The organism is Streptomyces sp. NPDC020807 (assembly GCF_040641575.1).
Taxonomy (GTDB): domain Bacteria; phylum Actinomycetota; class Actinomycetes; order Streptomycetales; family Streptomycetaceae; genus Streptomyces.
The window spans coordinates 107,521-122,568 of the sequence record NZ_JBFADU010000008.1; the positions used below are offsets into that span (position 1 = coordinate 107,521).

Here is a 15,048-nt window from a genome sequence, read left to right on the forward strand (position 1 = left end):
GGCTCCGGCGGCCGGGACCGCGCCTTCCGCTATCCTCCGCCGACGACGACCGCGCGGGGCGGTGGCGTGACGGCCGGAACGAGGGGCTCGATGGAGACAGGGGCGGGCGTGACTTCACACGAGGGCGGGGCCGTGGAGCCGCACGAGGACGGGGCCCGGGAGTACGACGTGGTGCTCTTCGGGGCCACCGGTTTCGTCGGCGGGCTGACCGCCGAGTACCTGGCAGAGCACGCCCCCGCCGGGTGCCGCTGGGCCCTCGCGGGCCGCAACCGGGCCGGGCTCACGGCGCTGCGCGAGCGGCTCGCCGCCCGGTGGCCGCACTGCGCCGAGCTGCCGCTGGTCGTCGCCGACGCGGGCGACCCCGAGTCGCTGCGCGCGCTCGCCGGGTCGGCCCGGGTCGTGGCGACGACGGTCGGACCGTACGTCTGGTACGGGGAGGGGCTCGTCGCCGCCTGCGCGGAGGCGGGCACGGACTACCTGGACCTGACCGGCGAGGCCGAGTTCGTCGACCTCATGTACGTGCGCCACGACGCCCGCGCCCGGGAGACCGGCGCCCGGATCGTGCACGCCTGCGGCTTCGACTCCGTCCCGCACGACCTGGGCGCGTACTTCACGGTCCGACAGCTCCCGGAGGGCGTACCGGTCACCGTGGACGGCTTCGTCCGGGCCGGCGCCACGTTCTCGGGCGGCACCTTCGCCTCCGCCCTGACGGCTCTCGGCCGGGGACGGCAGCTGCTCGCGGCCGCGCGCGAACGACGGCTCCACGCACCCCGGTTGGTGGGGCGAAGGGCCCGGTCACCGCTGGGCGCGCCCCGGTTCAGCCGGGAGATGGGCACGTGGGCGCTGCCGCTGCCGACGCTCGACCCCCAGGTCGTGGCGCGCTCGGCCGCCGGTCTCGACCGGTACGGCCCCGACTTCCGCTACCGCCACTACGCCTCCGTCAAGACGCTCCCGATGGCGCTCGGCGGCACGGCGGCGGTCGGCGCTGGCGCCGTCGCCGCCCAACTGCCGACGGTACGGCGTTGGCTGATGGAGCGTTACGAACCGGGGCGCGGGCCCTCCGCCGAGCGGCGGGCGCGGAGCTGGTTCTCGGTGCGGTTCGTCGGCGAGGGCGGCGGACGCCGGGTCCTCACCGAGGTGTCCGGCGGGGACCCGGGCTACGACGAGACGGCGAAGATGCTCGCCGAGTCGGCGCTCTGCCTCGCCTTCGACCCGCTGCCGAAGACGGCGGGCCAGGTGACGACGGCGGTGGCGATGGGCGACGCGCTCATCGAGCGGCTGAGCGCGGCGGGCATCCGCTTCCGGGTGGCGCACCGGAGCTGAGGGACGTCACGCCGGGTGCCTCGCCCGGGCCTCCTCCAGGGCCCTGCGGCAGAGGGAGTCGGCGTGCCGGGTGGTCTCGGGGACGCGGTAGCGCGGGGCGAGGTGGAGGGTGTGGGCGCAGGCGCGTTCCAGGGAGACCCGGTGACCGACGGAGACGTACACCGGCTTCACCCCGGCCTGCGTCCGCAGCGCCCGCCCCACCTCCTCGCCCTCGGCGAGCAGGGCGCTGAACTCGCCGCGCCCGTCGCCGGGTTGCTCGTACGTGAAGGTGAAGGGGTTCTTGGCGACGCCGATCGCCGGGCGTCCGGTGAGCACGCCGATGTGGCTCGCGAGGCCGAAGCGGCGCGGGTGGGCGATGCCGTAGCCGTCGCAGACGAGGAGGCCGGGGTCGACGGTGAGGGCGTCGAGCGCGGCGAGGACGGTCGGGATCTCCCGGAAGGCGAGGAGCCCGGGGACGTACGGGAAGGAGACCCGGCCGACCGCCGTCGCCTCCTCGACCACGGCGAGCGTGCGCGCGTCGAGCACGACGGCCGCGGCGGCGACGAGGTCCCGCTCGTCGTCGTAGGCCACGTCGAGCCCGGTGACGTGGCCCTGGCCGACGTCAGGCCCTTCCTCGCCGAGCACGATCCGCGCCCGCAACTCCCGCTGGACGTCCCGAGCGGCGCCCTCGTCGGCGGGCCAGCCCGCCGGAATCCCGATGATCGTCATAGGGGGACCCTAGGCGGTCGGGGGCCCCGGTAGCCTGGCCGGCATGTTCGTACTGGAATTGACCTACACCGCGCCCCTCGAACGCGTCGACGTCCTCCTCGACGCGCACGTCGAGTGGCTCGACGCGCAGTACGCCGCCGGCGTGTTCCTCGCCTCCGGGCGGAAGAACCCGCGCGACGGCGGGGTGATCCTCGCCGCGGGTGTCGACCGCGCGGAGATCGAGAAGATCACGGCGGCCGACCCGTTCACCGCCGGGGGCGTGTGCACGTACCGGATCACGGAGTTCCACGCGACCAAGACGGTCGACGGACTCGCCCCGTTCCGGGAGGAGTTGCCCTCCTAGGGGGTGTCTCTCAGGGGGTGTCCGGCGGATCGGGCGAGGGCTTCGGCAGGCTGCGCGGGCCCGTGCAGCGGGCGCCGGCCGCCTCCACTCTCCGCCGCAGCTCGCGGTCGGCCGTGACGACGAGACACGGCCGGCCGTTCGCGTGCGCGGCGAGCTCGGCGATCAGGTCGTCGCCGCTGCCGGTCGCCTCCTCGACCCGCACGCCGGGGACGGAGGCGACACCGCGGGCGCGGCCCTCGACGACCAGGACGATCTCGAACGGGCCGGGGTACGGGGCGTCCACCGGACCACCGGTCTCGGCCAGCCGGTCGCGCAGCCGCTCGGCTGCCCCGCGCCGGTCGCGCCACCAGCCGTCGGGCACCGATCCCACGACGTTGGCCCCGTCCACGACGAGCAGAGGCGGGGATCCCGGGTCCACGGAGTTCATGGTCCCAGCATCCCAGCCTCGTCCTGAGGGGGCGACGGGGTCAGTGCCGGCCGAACCGGGCGATGCGGCCCTTCTCGCCCGAGGCCCAGCAGGAGCCGTCGACCGTGCAGTCGACCGTGTCGTACGAGCCGGTGTCGACGGTCCGCCAGGTGCGGCCGCCGTCGGTGGTCAGGTCCGTGCCGGTCGGGCCGACCGCGAGCGCGGCGGACCTGCTGTGCGGGAGCCAGGCGACGCCCGAGCGGTAGGCGGGCGGCGGCGTGGCCGAGGCGGTCCAGGTCCGGCCGCCGTCCCCACTGGCCGCCGCCGCCCGCGGCGACGGCTGGTCCTTGCGGTAGTCGCCGCCGACGGCGATGCCGTGGGTGCGGTCGCGGAAGGCGAGGCCGAAGACGCCCCGGGCCGGGTCGCCCGCCGGGATCGTCGTCTCGGTGGCGGTCCAGGTCAGGCCCCGGTCGCCGGAGTGCAGGACCCGGGCCGTCGCCCCGCCGCCGGTGGCGAGCCACACGTCGCGGGGACCGGCCGAGACCAGGCACTGGCCGCTCGCCGCGAACGCGGCCTCGCCGGGGAGCGCGTCGGGCATCCCGGCGCTCGGCAGCACCTCCCAGGAGCGGCCGCCGTCGCTGGTGGAGAGGATGCGGTACTTGCCGTCGACCGGGTCGCTCATGGCGAGCCCGTGGCGGCGGTCGAAGAAGGTCAGGCAGTCGTAGAAGGCGCGCGGGTCGGTGTTCCGGAAGGACTCGGTCCAGGTGGCGCCGCCGTCCTCGGTGCTCAGGACGCGGGACGCCTCGCCCTCGCCGATGGCGAGGACGACGGCCCTGCGGGCGTCGAAGGCCTCCACGTCGCGGAGCTCCAGGTCGCCCGCGCCGGGCGGCGACACGTCGCGCCAGCTCCGCCCGCCGTCGGTGGTGCGCAGGACCGTGCCCCGGGAGCCGGCCGCCCAGGCGGTGTCCCGGTCGACCGCCGCGAGCCCGCGGAAGCGGGCGTCGGTGCCGGTCGGTGTGAGCTGCCAGCCGGCCGCCGCCGCGGGGGTCTCCCCGGCGCGCGCGGGTGCCGCGAGGGTGAGCGCGAGCGCCGCCCCGATCAGCCCCACCGACATCATTCGTCTCGTCTTCCCCTTGGACGTCATGGCGCCGGAAGCTAGCGTCCCCGGCCGGGCCCCGTCCAGGGTGCGTACCTCCCCCGCCGTTCCTAGGCTGGCCGCATGACCGACCGTACGACCGAGTCCGCGCCCGCCCCGGAACCGCCGAAGCTCAAGGAGTACGAGGGCGAGGGCATCACCGTCACCTTCGAGCCGCGGCGCTGTCTGCACGCGGCCGAGTGCGTGCGCGGACTGCCCGCGGTCTTCGACCTCGCGCGGCGGCCGTGGATCCTGCCGGACGCCGCCGGTCCCGACGCCCTCGCCGAGGTGATCCGCCGCTGCCCGTCGGGGGCGCTCCAGTACCGCCGCCGCCCGGACGGCGCCGCCCCCGAGCTCCCGGACTCCCCCACCGGCGTGCGCCGCACGCCTTCGGGGCAGCTGGTGGTGCGCGGCGAGCTGCTGGTGACCGGCCCGCACGGGGACCGGCGCGAGACGCGGGTCGTGCTGTGCGGCTGCGGAGCGTCGGGGAACCAGCCGTACTGCGACCACTCGGGTCCCTGCGCGGAGCCGGACGACGACGCGGCCGACGAGCGCTGACGCGTGCTCCCGCGCTGACTCGCGCTCCCCCCGCTGACGCGCGCTGACGCCGGCCGGTACCGCTGACGTGCGGGAACGAGGCGGCCGACGCGTACGGTGACGCAGCTCACGTGCTCTCCGAGTGCACGTTCCCGTGCTCCCGCTCGTCCTTTCTGGTGTCAGGTGCCCTGGTGTCGGGGAGACGCACAGGATCCGAAGCCCGCGAGAGGAGCCGGTCTTGTCCGCCGTCATCGAACAGTCCGTGCAGGCCCGTCTGGTCGCTTCCTGCCCCCGCATGGAGACCGTCCCCGCCACCCTGCGGTACGACCGCGAGGATCCGTACGCCGTGAGCATGGCGTTCCCGCCCCCGGCGACGCTGGAGGGCGTCGAGGTGTCGTGGGCCTTCGCACGGGAACTGCTCGTCGAGGGTGTCGACCGGCCGGCCGGTGACGGGGACGTGCGCCTGCGGCCGTACGGGTACGACCGCACGGTCGTCGAGTTCCACGCCCCGGAGGGGGTGGCGATGGTCCACGTGCGGACCTCGGAGCTGCGGCGGTTCCTGGAGCGGTCGGAGGACCTGGTGCCGGCGGGCCGCGAGCACCAGTACCTGGACTGGGACGGGGACCTCGCGCGGCTCCTCGCGTAGGCGCGTCGTCCGACGCCCGGTTCAATTCATTTGCCCTTCCCCGGTCGGGGTCGTACCGTCGACATCGACCTTGTCGTCACCCGATCGGAGAAGGACGTTGCTCGTCTGAGGTTTGAGACACCGAGCCGCGCGTGCCCCCTGTGCCGCGTGTGCCGTTCTCGACCTCGGCGTACGAGCCGTTCCTGACAGACGGTTCCCGACGGACGACCTGCCCGCGCCCCGGTGTCTCCACGCGATGACCATTCCACGCTCACGCGCGACCGGGAGGCCTCCATGGCGCATCACCCCACGTTCATCACCTGCACCGCCCTCTCCTTCTCCTGGCCCGACGGCTCCGAGGTCCTCGACGGCTTCCGCCTCACGGTCGGCCCCGGACGGACCGGACTCGTCGGCGTCAACGGCTCCGGCAAGTCGACCCTGCTCAAGCTGATCGCCGGGGAGCTGACCCCGGCCTCGGGCACCGTCCGCGTCACGGGCGAACTCGGATACCTGCCGCAGAACCTCGTCCTGGACACCTCGCGCCGGGTCGACGAGATCCTCGGCATCGCCGAGAAGCGCGCCGCGCTGCACGCGATCGAGTCCGGCGACCCTGCGGAGGAGCACTTCACCACCCTCGCGGACGACTGGGACGTGGAGGAGCGGGCCCGTGCCACGCTCGACCAGCTCGGCCTGGACACGGTCGGTCTCGACCGGACCGTGGGCGAGGTCTCGGGCGGCGAGTCGGTACTGCTCCGCCTCGCGGCGCTCCTCCTCGCCCGGCCCGACGTGCTCCTCCTCGACGAACCGACGAACAACCTGGACCGGCACGCCCGGGCCCGTCTCTACGAAGCCGTGGAGAACTGGTCGGGGGTCCTGGTCGTGGTCAGCCACGACCGTGAACTCCTGGAGCGCGTCGACCAGATCGCCGACCTGCGGGACGGCGAGGTGACCTGGTACGGAGGTGCCTGGTCGGCGTACGAGACGGCGCTCGCCGCCGAGCAGGAGGCGGCGGAGCGCATGGTGCGCGTCGCCGAGGCCGACGTACAACGCCAGAAGCGCGAACTCTCCGACGCGCAGGTGAAGTTGGCTCGCCGCAAGCGCTTCGCGCAGAAGAGCTTCGACAACAAGGTCGTGCCGAAGATCGTGGCGAACGGCCGCAAGAGCGACGCCCAGGTCGCGGCCGGCAAGCACCGCACCCTGCACGCGGAGCGGCTGTCCGAGGCACGGGAGCGGCTCGACGCGGCGGTGGAGGCCGTCCGCGACGACGACGAGATCCGCGTCGAGCTGCCCCGCACCTCGGTGCCGCCGGGCCGCGAGGTGCTCTACCTGCGCGACCTGGAGCTGCGGTACGGGGCGAAGGTGGCCGGCGAGTTCGCGCTGCGGGGTCCTGAGCGGATCGCGCTCGTGGGCCGGAACGGGGCGGGCAAGACGACCCTGCTCCGGACGATCGCCGGGGAGGTGGAGGCGGTGTCGGGCGAGGCCGACGCGCGGGTACCGCTCCGCTTCCTGCCGCAGCGGCTCGACGTGCTCGACGACGGGCTGAGCGTGGTGGAGAACGTGGCCCGTTTCGCGCCCGCGGCGACGCAGAACGCGATCAGGGCGCGGCTGGCGAGGTTCCTCTTCCGGGGAGCGCGGGCCGACCAGCCCGCGGGGACCCTTTCGGGCGGGGAGCGTTTCCGGGCGACGCTCGCGGCGCTGCTCCTGGCGGAGCCGGCTCCGCAGCTGCTGATGCTGGACGAGCCGACGAACAACCTGGACATGGCGTCGGTGCGGAAGCTGACGGCGGCTCTGGACGCCTACGAGGGGGCGCTGGTCGTGGCGAGCCACGACGTGACGTTCCTGGAGTCGCTGGGGATCACTCGCTGGCTGCTGCTCGACGGTGAGCTGCGGCCGACGACGGCGGAGGAGGTCAGAGGAGTGACCTCGGTGCACTGAGGGGGAAGCGAGGAGAGGTCAGGAGAGGAGAGGAGGAGCGGAGGAAAGGGGCGTGCGGACGACGGGGACGCGGCGGGTCGGCGTCACCGGGCGGGGCGCGTCGCCAGGTTTGATCACTAACGGTGGAGTAAGGCCCAGGACTTGGTTCCGCCGCCCGGCGTGAGCACGGGAGCCAGGCCCCAGTCACCGCCCTCCGCGTCGACCGCCGCGGCCAGCAGCCACATGCTGCGGCTGCGGCGGTCGCGGCATTCCTCGGCGGCGAGGGACGAGGAGTGCGCCGGGTGCTGGTCGTAGAGCACGATCCGCAGCGCGTCGTACTGCCAGCGGATCCGCAGGAGCATCTCCCGGTCGGGGGTGAACCGGTAGGCGGCGGCGACGAGTTCGGACGCGGCGAGGGCGGCGGTCTCGCAGAGTTCGGAGAGGCCGTGCCGCGTCAGGAGCGTGCGGACCGCCTCGCGGGCGAGGCCCGCGCAGTAGGCCCCGCCGGGCAGGCGCATCGAGTAGCTGAGGTTCTCCGTCGCGGGAGGTATGGGCCCGGCCGTTGCGGCGTCCGGGAGGCAGCGCGTGGCGCCCTTCATCGAGTTGCTCACATTTCTTGCGCATTGGGGGGGTACGCGCACACGGTCACAGTCGCCCCGTGTGAGACTTGCGCTACCGACCGTAGCGCAAGAGCGGAGCACAGTGCTACTACTTGCGTGTACTCGTGCCATTCCGGCCGAAGCCGCCATCCCGCCGGATCGGCGGCGAAACGGAACGAACAGGGGAGTTCGAGCGTGCCACCCAGGAGCAGCCCGACCGCGCGACAGCAGCGCCTCGGGAGCGAACTGCGCAAACTGCGCGAGCAATCGGGCATGTCGGCCCAACAGGCCGCCGCCCTCCTGGGCGTGGACCGGACCCGCATCCCCAACGTCGAGTCCGGCCGCTTCGGCATCAGCGCCGAGCGCGTCCGCACCCTCGCCTTCAACTACGGCTGCCCCGACACGACCCTCGTCGACCTGCTCGCCGGCATGGCGCAGGAGCGCGACCGCGGCTGGTGGGAGGAGCACAAGGGGCTGCTCCCCCCCGCGCTGATCGACATCGCCGAACTGGAGTTCCACGCGTCGGAGTTGCACACCGCGGTCACCACGCACATCCCCGGCCTCCTCCAGACCGAGGAGCACGCGCGGGCCGTCTTCGACACCGCCGTCCCCCTGCTCCCCTCCCCCGACCTGGAGGCCCGGCTCGCCCTGCGGCTGCGCCGCCAGGAGGTCCTCGACCGGGACCGGCCCGTGCTCTACGAGGCCGTGATCCACGAGGCGGCGCTGCGCATGCAGTTCGGCGGACCGAAGATCGCCCGGGCCCAGCTGGAGCACATCCTCGCGTACGCCGAGCGGGACACCGTCACCGTCCGCGTCATCCCGTTCGCCGCGGGGGGTTTCCCCGGGGCGGGCCAGTCGTTCACCTATGTGGCCGCGCCGGTGCCGCAGCTCGACACCGTGCAGCTGGACTCCTCGCACGGCTCGATACTCCTCGACGCCGACATGCAGCTCCGCCGCTACCGCGGCCTGCTCGACCGACTGCGCGGGCTCGCTCTGTCCACGAACGAGTCGCGCGCGTTCATACGCACCATCGCCCAGGATCTGTGAAGGACCGCCCCCACATGAACGTCCCGACCGCCCCCCGCACCCCCGTCCGGATCGACTGGAGCGAGGCCTTCTGCAGCGAGGGCGCCAACTGCTTCCGCTTCGGGATCGACGACTCCGGACAGGCCTACATCGGCTCGACCCTGGCCCCCGACGCGTACGTGACCGACTCCGCCGAGGCGCTCCGCGCACTCATCTGCGCGGTGAAGGCGGGTGCGGCCGATCACCTGCTCTGAGTAGTTGCCCGCACCGTCGCGCTGACGTGACCTGCGTCTCCGGCCCCCCGCCGGAGCAGCACACATAACGGAACGTAACCGGACATCGCCAGGACGGGCTTGGCCGACGCCTTACGGAGCCTTAACCTACGGTCTCGTAACCTACGAAGCCGTAGGTAATTCCGTACGCCCTTCTCCGTCCCCAGGAGTCCCCGTGACGCTCACCTCTCCCCACCTCGGCAGCTCGGCGGAGTGGACCGACGCGCGCCTGCTCTACGCGCTCGAAGAGGTCGTGGAGAAGGAGCTCAACCGGCACCTCAAGGTCACCAAGGACTGGATGCCGCACGAGTACGTGCCGTGGTCCGACGGCCGGAACTTCCCGGGCCTCTTCGAGGACGGCGAGGCCTGGGACCCGTCCCAGTCGAAGGTCACCGAGATCGGCAAGATCGCCCTCGTGGTCAACCTGCTCACCGAGGACAACCTCCCGAGCTACCACCACGAGATCGCCAGCCTCTTCGGCCGTGACGGCGCCTGGGGCACCTGGGTGCACCGCTGGACCGCCGAGGAGGGCCGTCACGGCATCGTCATGCGCGACTACCTCCTCGCCTCCCGCGCCGTCGACCCGGACAAGCTGGAGCAGTTCCGGATGTCGCACATGAGCGAGGGCTTCGAGTCCGACAACCGGCACTCGATGCTGCACTCCGTGGCGTACGTCGCCTTCCAGGAGCTCGCCACCCGCATCTCGCACCGCAACACCGGACACCAGTCCGGCGACCCGGTCTGCGACCGGATGCTCGCGCGCATCGCGACCGACGAGAACCTGCACATGGTCTTCTACCGCAACCTGCTGGGCGCGGCCTTCGAGATCGCCCCCGACCTGACCATGCAGGCCGTGCGGGACGTGGTCGTGAACTTCCGGATGCCCGGCCACGGCATGCCCGGCTTCGAGCGGGCCGCCGCGCAGATGGCGATCGGCGAGATCTACAACATGCGCATCCACCACGACGACGTGCTCCAGCCCGTCCTGCGCTTCCTCAAGGTCCTCCAGATCGACGGCCTCGGCCCGGACGGGCTGCGCGCCCAGGAGGAGCTGGGTCTGTACATGAACGGCCTGGACAGCGAGGCGAGCAAGTTCGACGAGAAGCTCGCGGCCCGCAAGGCCCGCATGGCCTCCCGCGCCGCCGGCTGAGCCCTCGCGCGCCCACCCCTCACACCCGCGCTTCGCCCCTCCCGGACGAAGCGCCCGCTGAGCCGCACCCCCCGTGGGTGCGGCTCAGCGGCGCGTCTGCTGCCGCCTGAGGCGCACGCGCTCCTTCTCGGAGAGCCCGCCCCAGACCCCGAAGCGCTCGTCGTTGCTGAGCGCGTAGTCCAGGCATGCCACGCGCCCCTCGCACGCCCCGCACAGCTGCTTGGCCTCGCGGGTCGAGGAGCCGGGGGCCGGGAAGAAGAACTCCGGCCCCGCCTGGGCACACAGGGCGTTCTCGCGCCAGGAGAGTTCGGGGGCGGTCAGCGTGTCGGTATCCGTCTGCATGCCCCCTACGGTGCTCCGGCGGCCTAAACGCCCTCTCAACGTTTCATCAATGCCGGACGCCGAGGGCCGGCAGGACCGTTTCGGCGACCCGGTACGCCTCCTCCAGGAGCGGGTTCCCCGACAGGATGAACGTGTCCACGCCCAGCTCCTGGTACTCCTGGAGCCGCTCCACGACCTGCGCGGCGGATCCGACGACCGCCGTGCCGGGCCCGGGCCGGAAGAGACTCATGCCGGGCCACAGGTTCGGGTGGGTCTCCAGCTCGCGGGCGCGCGCGGGGACCCTGCCGCCGTGCTGCCGGAACTGGCGCTGCCAGCCGACGCCGTCCTCGTCCGCCCGCCCGCCGAGCTGCCGGGCGTACGTCTCCTGGCTGGTCACGTCCAGCAGCCGGTCGGCCGCCGCCCACGCCTCGTCCTCGGTGTCGCGGACGACGAGGTGGAGCCGCAGGCCGATCCGGAGGGTGCGTCCGTGGGCCGCAGCCCTGGCCCGTACGTGGTCGAGCTTCTCCTTCAGCAGGTGCGGCGGCTCGCCCCAGGTCAGGTAGACGTCGACGTGCTCGGCGGCCATCTCGATGCCCGGCGCCGAGGAGCCGCCGAACCAGAGCGGGACGTGCGGTTCCTGCACGGGCCGCAGGTCGCGGAAGGAGGCGCCGGCGTCCTTGAGCTCGTAGAAGCGGCCCTTGTGGTCGAAGACCTCGCCGGCCGTGAGGCGCTTGACGATCGACCAGTACTCGGCGCTCAGCTCGTACCGCTCGTCGTGCCCCACGTGGAGCCCGTACTCCCGCAGGGCGCTCGTCGAACCGTTGACGACGTTGAACCGCAGCCTGCCGCCGAAGAGGTTGTCGAAGCTCAGCGCCATCTTGGCGAGCAGGGTCGGGGCGATCAGACCGGGGTGGACGGCGAGCAGCGGCTTGAAGCGGGTGCCGGTGGAGGCGGCGAGGGCGGAGCCGAGCGGCCAGACGTCGTAGAGGTCGGTGGCGAGGAGCGCGCCGGTGTAGCCGAGGCGCTCGACCGTGCCGGCGAGGCCGGTGAGATAGCCGAGGTCGACGGATCGGCGGCCGGCGGGCTCCCAGGGGTAGGCGCCCTCGCGCGGGATGATGTACCAGAGGACCTCGGGTGCGGGGGTGGTCACGGCGCTCACGCCTTCCGGGGCAGGGCGTCGGCGACGGTGACCGCCCGGTCGACGAAGCCGACGCGGTGGAAGATGTCCGCCGCCTCCTGCTGCTCGGCGAGGAACTCCTCGCCGACCGGCTCGATCGTCCACGGCAGGGCCCGCAGCGCGGTCTCCCAGTCCTCGACCGTGCCGCCCTGGTCGGCTGCGGCGGTCCCGGCGGCCTCGCGGGGGTGCGCGGCGGCCCACTCGTCGGCCCGCCGCAGGGCCCGGACGAGCGCCTCGACGAGCTCGGGCCGCTCCTCGGCCAGGTCGCGGCGGGTGAAGAAGACGGACCGGTCGGAGATGACGTCCCCGGTACGGACCAGGGTGCGCAGACCGCCGGCGCGGCGGGCGGCGGCGAGCTCGGCGCCCTGCGCGACCCACGCGGTGATCTCCCCGGCGCGGAGCTTCTCCTCACTGGCCGCGTCGCCGCGCACGGGGGTGATGTCGGTGGCGTACGAGAGACCCGCGTCGTCCAGCGCCTTGGCGACGAGGTGGGTCTGCCAGGAGCCGACGGCGAGGTGGACGGTGCCGCCCCTGAGGTCGGCGACGGTACGGACCGGGCTGTCCTCGGGAACGAGCAGCGCGCCGTGGTCGGGGCGGGGCGCGGAGACGGCGGTGTAGACGATGTCGTGACCGGCCGCCTGCGCGGTGACGGGCGGGGTGGAGCCGGTGCCGCCGAAGTCGATGGTGCCGTCGGCGAGGAAGGCGCCGGTGCGGACGCCGTCGGTGTACGGGTGCCAGGCGACGGTCTCGCCGAGCGCGGCCAACTCCTCCTCCGCGTAGCCGAGTCGGGAGAGGTGGTAGAGGGAGGGGTTGCTGCGGTGGACGCCTATGGTGACGGTCATGCGGGGGCTCCTTCGAGCGACGGGGTGAGGGTTTCGGGGCTCTGGTCCTGTCCGACTCCGAGGTCGGCGAGGAGACGGCGGCGCAGGGCGACGAACGCGGGGTCGCCCGGGTCGCGCGGCCGGTCCACGGCGACCCGGAGGTCGGTGACGAGCCGGCCGTCCCGGAGGACGGCGACCCGGTCGGCGAGCCGGACGGCCTCGTCGACGTCGTGGGTGACGAGGAGGACGGCGGGCCGGTGGACCCGGCGCAGCTCGCCGACGAGGTCCTGCATACGGAGCCGGGTGAGCGCGTCGAGCGCCGCGAACAGCTCGTCCAGGAGCAGGAGTTCGGGTTCGCGGACGAGCGCCCTGGCGAGGGCGACACGCTGCGCCTCGCCGCCGGAGAGGGTGGCGGGCCAGGCGTGGGCGTGCCGGTCGAGGCCGACCTCGGCGAGGGCCCGCAGGCCGGTCTCCTTGGTACGCGCCCCGCGCGGGAGGCCCACGGTCACGTTGGCGAGGACCCGCCGCGAGGGGATGAGCCGGGGCTCCTGGAAGACGACGGTGCGTGCGGCGGGGACGAGGGCCTCTCCCCCGTCGGCGGCGTCGAGCGCCCCCAGGATGCGGAGCAGGGTGGTCTTGCCGCTGCCACTCGCTCCGAGGAGTGCGAGGAACTCGCCTCGTTCCAGGGTCAGATCGAGTCCGTCGAGGACGGGTCGGGTACCGAAGACCCGGCGCAGGCCCCGTACGCGCACGGCGGTCGTGTGGTCCGTCACCGCGTCACCGCTCCCGGTCCGGCGGTGCGCCAGGGCATGAGGACCCGTTCCAGGCCCCGGACGAACACGTCGGCGGCGAGGCCGAGGAGCCCGTACACGAGGATGCAGACGGCGAGGACGTCGGTGCGGGCGTAGCTCTGGGCCTGGGACATGAGGTAGCCGATGCCCTCGGTGGCGTTGATCTCCTCGGCGGCGATGAGCGCGATGACGCTGAGGGTCATCGAGAGCCGCAGGCCGGCGAGGAGCGCGGGCAGCGCACCGGGCAGGACGACGAGCCGGATGATCTCCAGGCGGCCGAGGCCGAAGCTGCGCATGGCCTCGACGAGTTTGCGGTCGGTGTCGCGGACGCCGCCGGAGGCGGAGACGTACATGGGGAAGGTGGTGGCGACGGCGATGAGCAGGATCTTCGCGGTCTCGTTGATGCCGAACCAGACCATGAAGAGGGGCACGAGGGAGAGGAAGGGGATCGTGCGGAGGGTCTGGAGGGAGGAGTCGAGCAGTTCGTCGCCGAGCCGGGTGAAGCCGGTGACGATGCCGAGCGTGAGTCCGGTGGCGAGACCGATGACGAGGCCGGTCCCGGAGCGGGTGAGTGAGGTGGCGAGCGCGTCGGGAAGCTGCCCGTTGCTCCACAACTCGCCGACGGCGTCGGTTACTTGGGGAGGTGAAGCGAGGACGTCGGGGGTGAGGAGGCCGGTGGCCGACGAGGCCCACCAGAGGGCGAGGAGGGCGAACGGTCCGAGGGCGCGGACGGTGACGGCGTAGGCGCGGGGCCGGGGGCGGCGGGACGGCGGGCGGGGGGCGACGAGCCCGGGGACGTGCGCCGTTTCCGTCTCTTCGGAGAGGGCCGTCATGACAGCTTCTCGATGTCGAGGAGATGGGCCGCGATGTCGACCTCGGCCGGGGTCACCTTCTGGTCGGCGTAGAACCGGGCGACGGTCCGGAAGCGCTCGACGTCCTCCGGGCCGATCGGGTCGACGGTGCCGCCCTTGGCGGTGAAGGAGATCTGGACCTCCTTGGCCTTGCCGTTGACGGCGGTGGGTCCGGCGTCGGTGAAGACGTTGAGGTAGGCCGCCGGGTCCTTCCGCTCCTTGGCGCTGTTGTCGTGGAGGTAGGCGTAGAGCGCCTTGACGATCTCGGGGTGGTCCTTCGCGAAGCCCGAACGGACCGCGTTCAGGCTGTAGTTGTCGGATCCGATGGCGGCCCCGTCGGCGAGGAAGCGGGCCTTGCCGGAGCCGATCTCGGCCACGGCGTACGTCGACCACACCGCCCAGGCGTCGACCTGGCCCGCGTTGAAGACGGCGGCGGTCTGGTCGGGCCGCAGGTAGACCCGCTCGACCCGGTCGGTGGGGACGCCCGCCTGGGCGAGGGCCTTGAGGAGGAGGTACTCGCCGGTGCCGCCCTTGTTGACGGCGACCTTGCGGCCGACGAGGTCGGTGACGGAGTCGATGTCCGAACCCTCGCGGACGAGGATCCCCTCGCCGGCGGGGTCGGGGTCGGTGGCCGTGAAGAAGGCGAAGCCGGGGCTCTGGGCGAGCGAGGTGATGCCGGAGGTGATCGAGCCGGTGGCGATGTCGAGCTGGTCGGCGTTCATGGCCTGGGCGGCGGGGGCGAACGGCCCGGCGCTGCCAGTCCACGCGACCTTGGCGCCGACGGCGGCCAGGGCCTTGTCGAGGCTGCCGTCCTGCTTGCCCCGGGCGAGGACGCCGGAGTTCCCGGGGTCGGGGATGCGGACGGTGACCGTGGGCGCCGCGCCGTTCCCCTCGCCCTTCGCGCCGCCGGTGCCGTCGGTGCCGCCGCAGGCGGCGAGGGTGGAGAGCGCGGCGACTGCCGCGAGGGCGGTGGTGGTCCTGGCGAGTGGGCGCAGGGCGGCGAGTGGGCGCATGGGTCGTCCTTCGGGGAGAGAGGGAGAGCGAGAGGG

At 73.3% G+C, this 15,048-nt stretch carries 18 protein-coding genes; 8 read left to right on the forward strand and 10 right to left on the reverse strand.

The window, feature by feature from the left end:
* The first annotated feature begins 108 nt into the window (after positions 1-108).
* The gene (locus AB0G79_RS15355; RefSeq protein WP_360806169.1) at positions 109-1,323 is read left to right on the forward strand and encodes a saccharopine dehydrogenase NADP-binding domain-containing protein; all 1,215 of its coding nucleotides are present in this window, start codon (positions 109-111) and stop codon (positions 1,321-1,323) included.
* A 6-nt stretch (positions 1,324-1,329) separates the two neighbouring features.
* On the opposite strand, the gene AB0G79_RS15360 is transcribed toward AB0G79_RS15355, so the two are convergent.
* The gene (locus AB0G79_RS15360) at positions 1,330-2,031 is read right to left on the reverse strand and encodes an endonuclease V (RefSeq protein ID WP_360806172.1); all 702 of its coding nucleotides are present in this window, start codon (positions 2,029-2,031) and stop codon (positions 1,330-1,332) included.
* A 43-nt stretch (positions 2,032-2,074) separates the two neighbouring features.
* On the opposite strand from AB0G79_RS15360, the gene AB0G79_RS15365 reads away from it, so the two are divergent.
* Positions 2,075-2,374: a YciI family protein gene (locus tag AB0G79_RS15365; RefSeq protein ID WP_360806175.1), complete on the forward strand. Its 300-nt coding sequence runs from the start codon at positions 2,075-2,077 to the stop codon at positions 2,372-2,374.
* A 10-nt stretch (positions 2,375-2,384) separates the two neighbouring features.
* On the opposite strand, the gene AB0G79_RS15370 is transcribed toward AB0G79_RS15365, so the two are convergent.
* Both AB0G79_RS15370 and AB0G79_RS15375 read right to left on the reverse strand, forming a co-directional pair.
* Complete coding sequence (locus tag AB0G79_RS15370) at positions 2,385-2,801, reverse strand: NTP pyrophosphohydrolase (RefSeq protein ID WP_360806178.1); 417 nt, start codon at positions 2,799-2,801, stop codon at positions 2,385-2,387.
* 40 nt (positions 2,802-2,841) lie between these two features.
* Entirely contained in the window at positions 2,842-3,924 is a 1,083-nt protein-coding gene (locus AB0G79_RS15375) for an oxidoreductase (protein ID WP_360806181.1), read from the reverse strand.
* Between the two features lie 75 nt (positions 3,925-3,999).
* Between AB0G79_RS15375 and AB0G79_RS15380 the strand changes: the two genes are divergently transcribed.
* From AB0G79_RS15380 to AB0G79_RS15390, 3 genes are all read left to right on the forward strand, one after another.
* Complete coding sequence (locus AB0G79_RS15380) at positions 4,000-4,473, forward strand: (4Fe-4S)-binding protein (RefSeq protein WP_360806184.1); 474 nt, start codon at positions 4,000-4,002, stop codon at positions 4,471-4,473.
* A gap of 217 nt (positions 4,474-4,690) precedes the next feature.
* The gene (locus AB0G79_RS15385; protein ID WP_360806187.1) at positions 4,691-5,098 is read left to right on the forward strand and encodes an SsgA family sporulation/cell division regulator; all 408 of its coding nucleotides are present in this window, start codon (positions 4,691-4,693) and stop codon (positions 5,096-5,098) included.
* Between the two features lie 273 nt (positions 5,099-5,371).
* Positions 5,372-7,012, forward strand: a complete 1,641-nt coding sequence (locus tag AB0G79_RS15390; protein WP_360806190.1) for an ABC-F family ATP-binding cassette domain-containing protein — start codon at positions 5,372-5,374, stop codon at positions 7,010-7,012.
* Positions 7,013-7,128: 116 nt separating this feature from the next.
* Here AB0G79_RS15390 and AB0G79_RS15395 read toward each other — a convergent pair whose 3' ends face one another.
* Positions 7,129-7,602 (reverse strand): ATP-binding protein, encoded by a 474-nt coding sequence (locus AB0G79_RS15395; protein ID WP_360806193.1) that lies wholly within the window; start codon positions 7,600-7,602, stop codon positions 7,129-7,131.
* A 183-nt stretch (positions 7,603-7,785) separates the two neighbouring features.
* On the opposite strand from AB0G79_RS15395, the gene AB0G79_RS15400 reads away from it, so the two are divergent.
* The 3 genes from AB0G79_RS15400 (at position 7,786) to AB0G79_RS15410 (ending at position 10,038) form a co-directional block, all read left to right on the forward strand.
* Positions 7,786-8,637: a helix-turn-helix transcriptional regulator gene (locus AB0G79_RS15400; RefSeq protein WP_360806196.1), complete on the forward strand. Its 852-nt coding sequence runs from the start codon at positions 7,786-7,788 to the stop codon at positions 8,635-8,637.
* 14 nt (positions 8,638-8,651) lie between these two features.
* Positions 8,652-8,870 carry a hypothetical protein gene (locus AB0G79_RS15405; protein WP_360806199.1) on the forward strand — a complete coding sequence of 73 codons (219 nt, stop codon included), beginning with the start codon at positions 8,652-8,654 and terminating at the stop codon, positions 8,868-8,870.
* Between the two features lie 193 nt (positions 8,871-9,063).
* A complete protein-coding gene (locus tag AB0G79_RS15410; protein ID WP_360806202.1) occupies positions 9,064-10,038 on the forward strand; it encodes an acyl-ACP desaturase in 975 nt (324 codons plus the stop codon).
* An 84-nt stretch (positions 10,039-10,122) separates the two neighbouring features.
* On the opposite strand, the gene AB0G79_RS15415 is transcribed toward AB0G79_RS15410, so the two are convergent.
* Genes AB0G79_RS15415 through AB0G79_RS15440 form a run of 6 tightly spaced genes read right to left on the reverse strand, consistent with a single transcriptional unit; the run spans position 10,123 to position 15,012 of the window.
* Positions 10,123-10,380 (reverse strand): WhiB family transcriptional regulator, encoded by a 258-nt coding sequence (locus tag AB0G79_RS15415; protein WP_360806205.1) that lies wholly within the window; start codon positions 10,378-10,380, stop codon positions 10,123-10,125.
* A gap of 46 nt (positions 10,381-10,426) precedes the next feature.
* Complete coding sequence (locus AB0G79_RS15420) at positions 10,427-11,509, reverse strand: LLM class flavin-dependent oxidoreductase (RefSeq protein ID WP_360806208.1); 1,083 nt, start codon at positions 11,507-11,509, stop codon at positions 10,427-10,429.
* Positions 11,510-11,514: 5 nt separating this feature from the next.
* Positions 11,515-12,378, reverse strand: coding sequence for an ABC transporter substrate-binding protein (locus AB0G79_RS15425; protein WP_360806211.1), 864 nt, complete (start codon positions 12,376-12,378; stop codon positions 11,515-11,517).
* Positions 12,375-13,130: an ABC transporter ATP-binding protein gene (locus tag AB0G79_RS15430; protein WP_360806214.1), complete on the reverse strand. Its 756-nt coding sequence runs from the start codon at positions 13,128-13,130 to the stop codon at positions 12,375-12,377. The genes AB0G79_RS15425 and AB0G79_RS15430 overlap by 4 nt, the downstream gene beginning before the upstream one ends.
* On the reverse strand, positions 13,127-13,981 hold the full coding sequence (locus AB0G79_RS15435; protein ID WP_360806217.1) for an ABC transporter permease: 855 nt from the start codon (positions 13,979-13,981) through the stop codon (positions 13,127-13,129). Before AB0G79_RS15435 ends, AB0G79_RS15430 begins: the two co-directional genes overlap by 4 nt.
* Entirely contained in the window at positions 13,978-15,012 is a 1,035-nt protein-coding gene (locus AB0G79_RS15440; RefSeq protein WP_360806220.1) for an ABC transporter substrate-binding protein, read from the reverse strand. The genes AB0G79_RS15435 and AB0G79_RS15440 overlap by 4 nt, the downstream gene beginning before the upstream one ends.
* Positions 15,013-15,048: the final 36 nt, after the last annotated feature.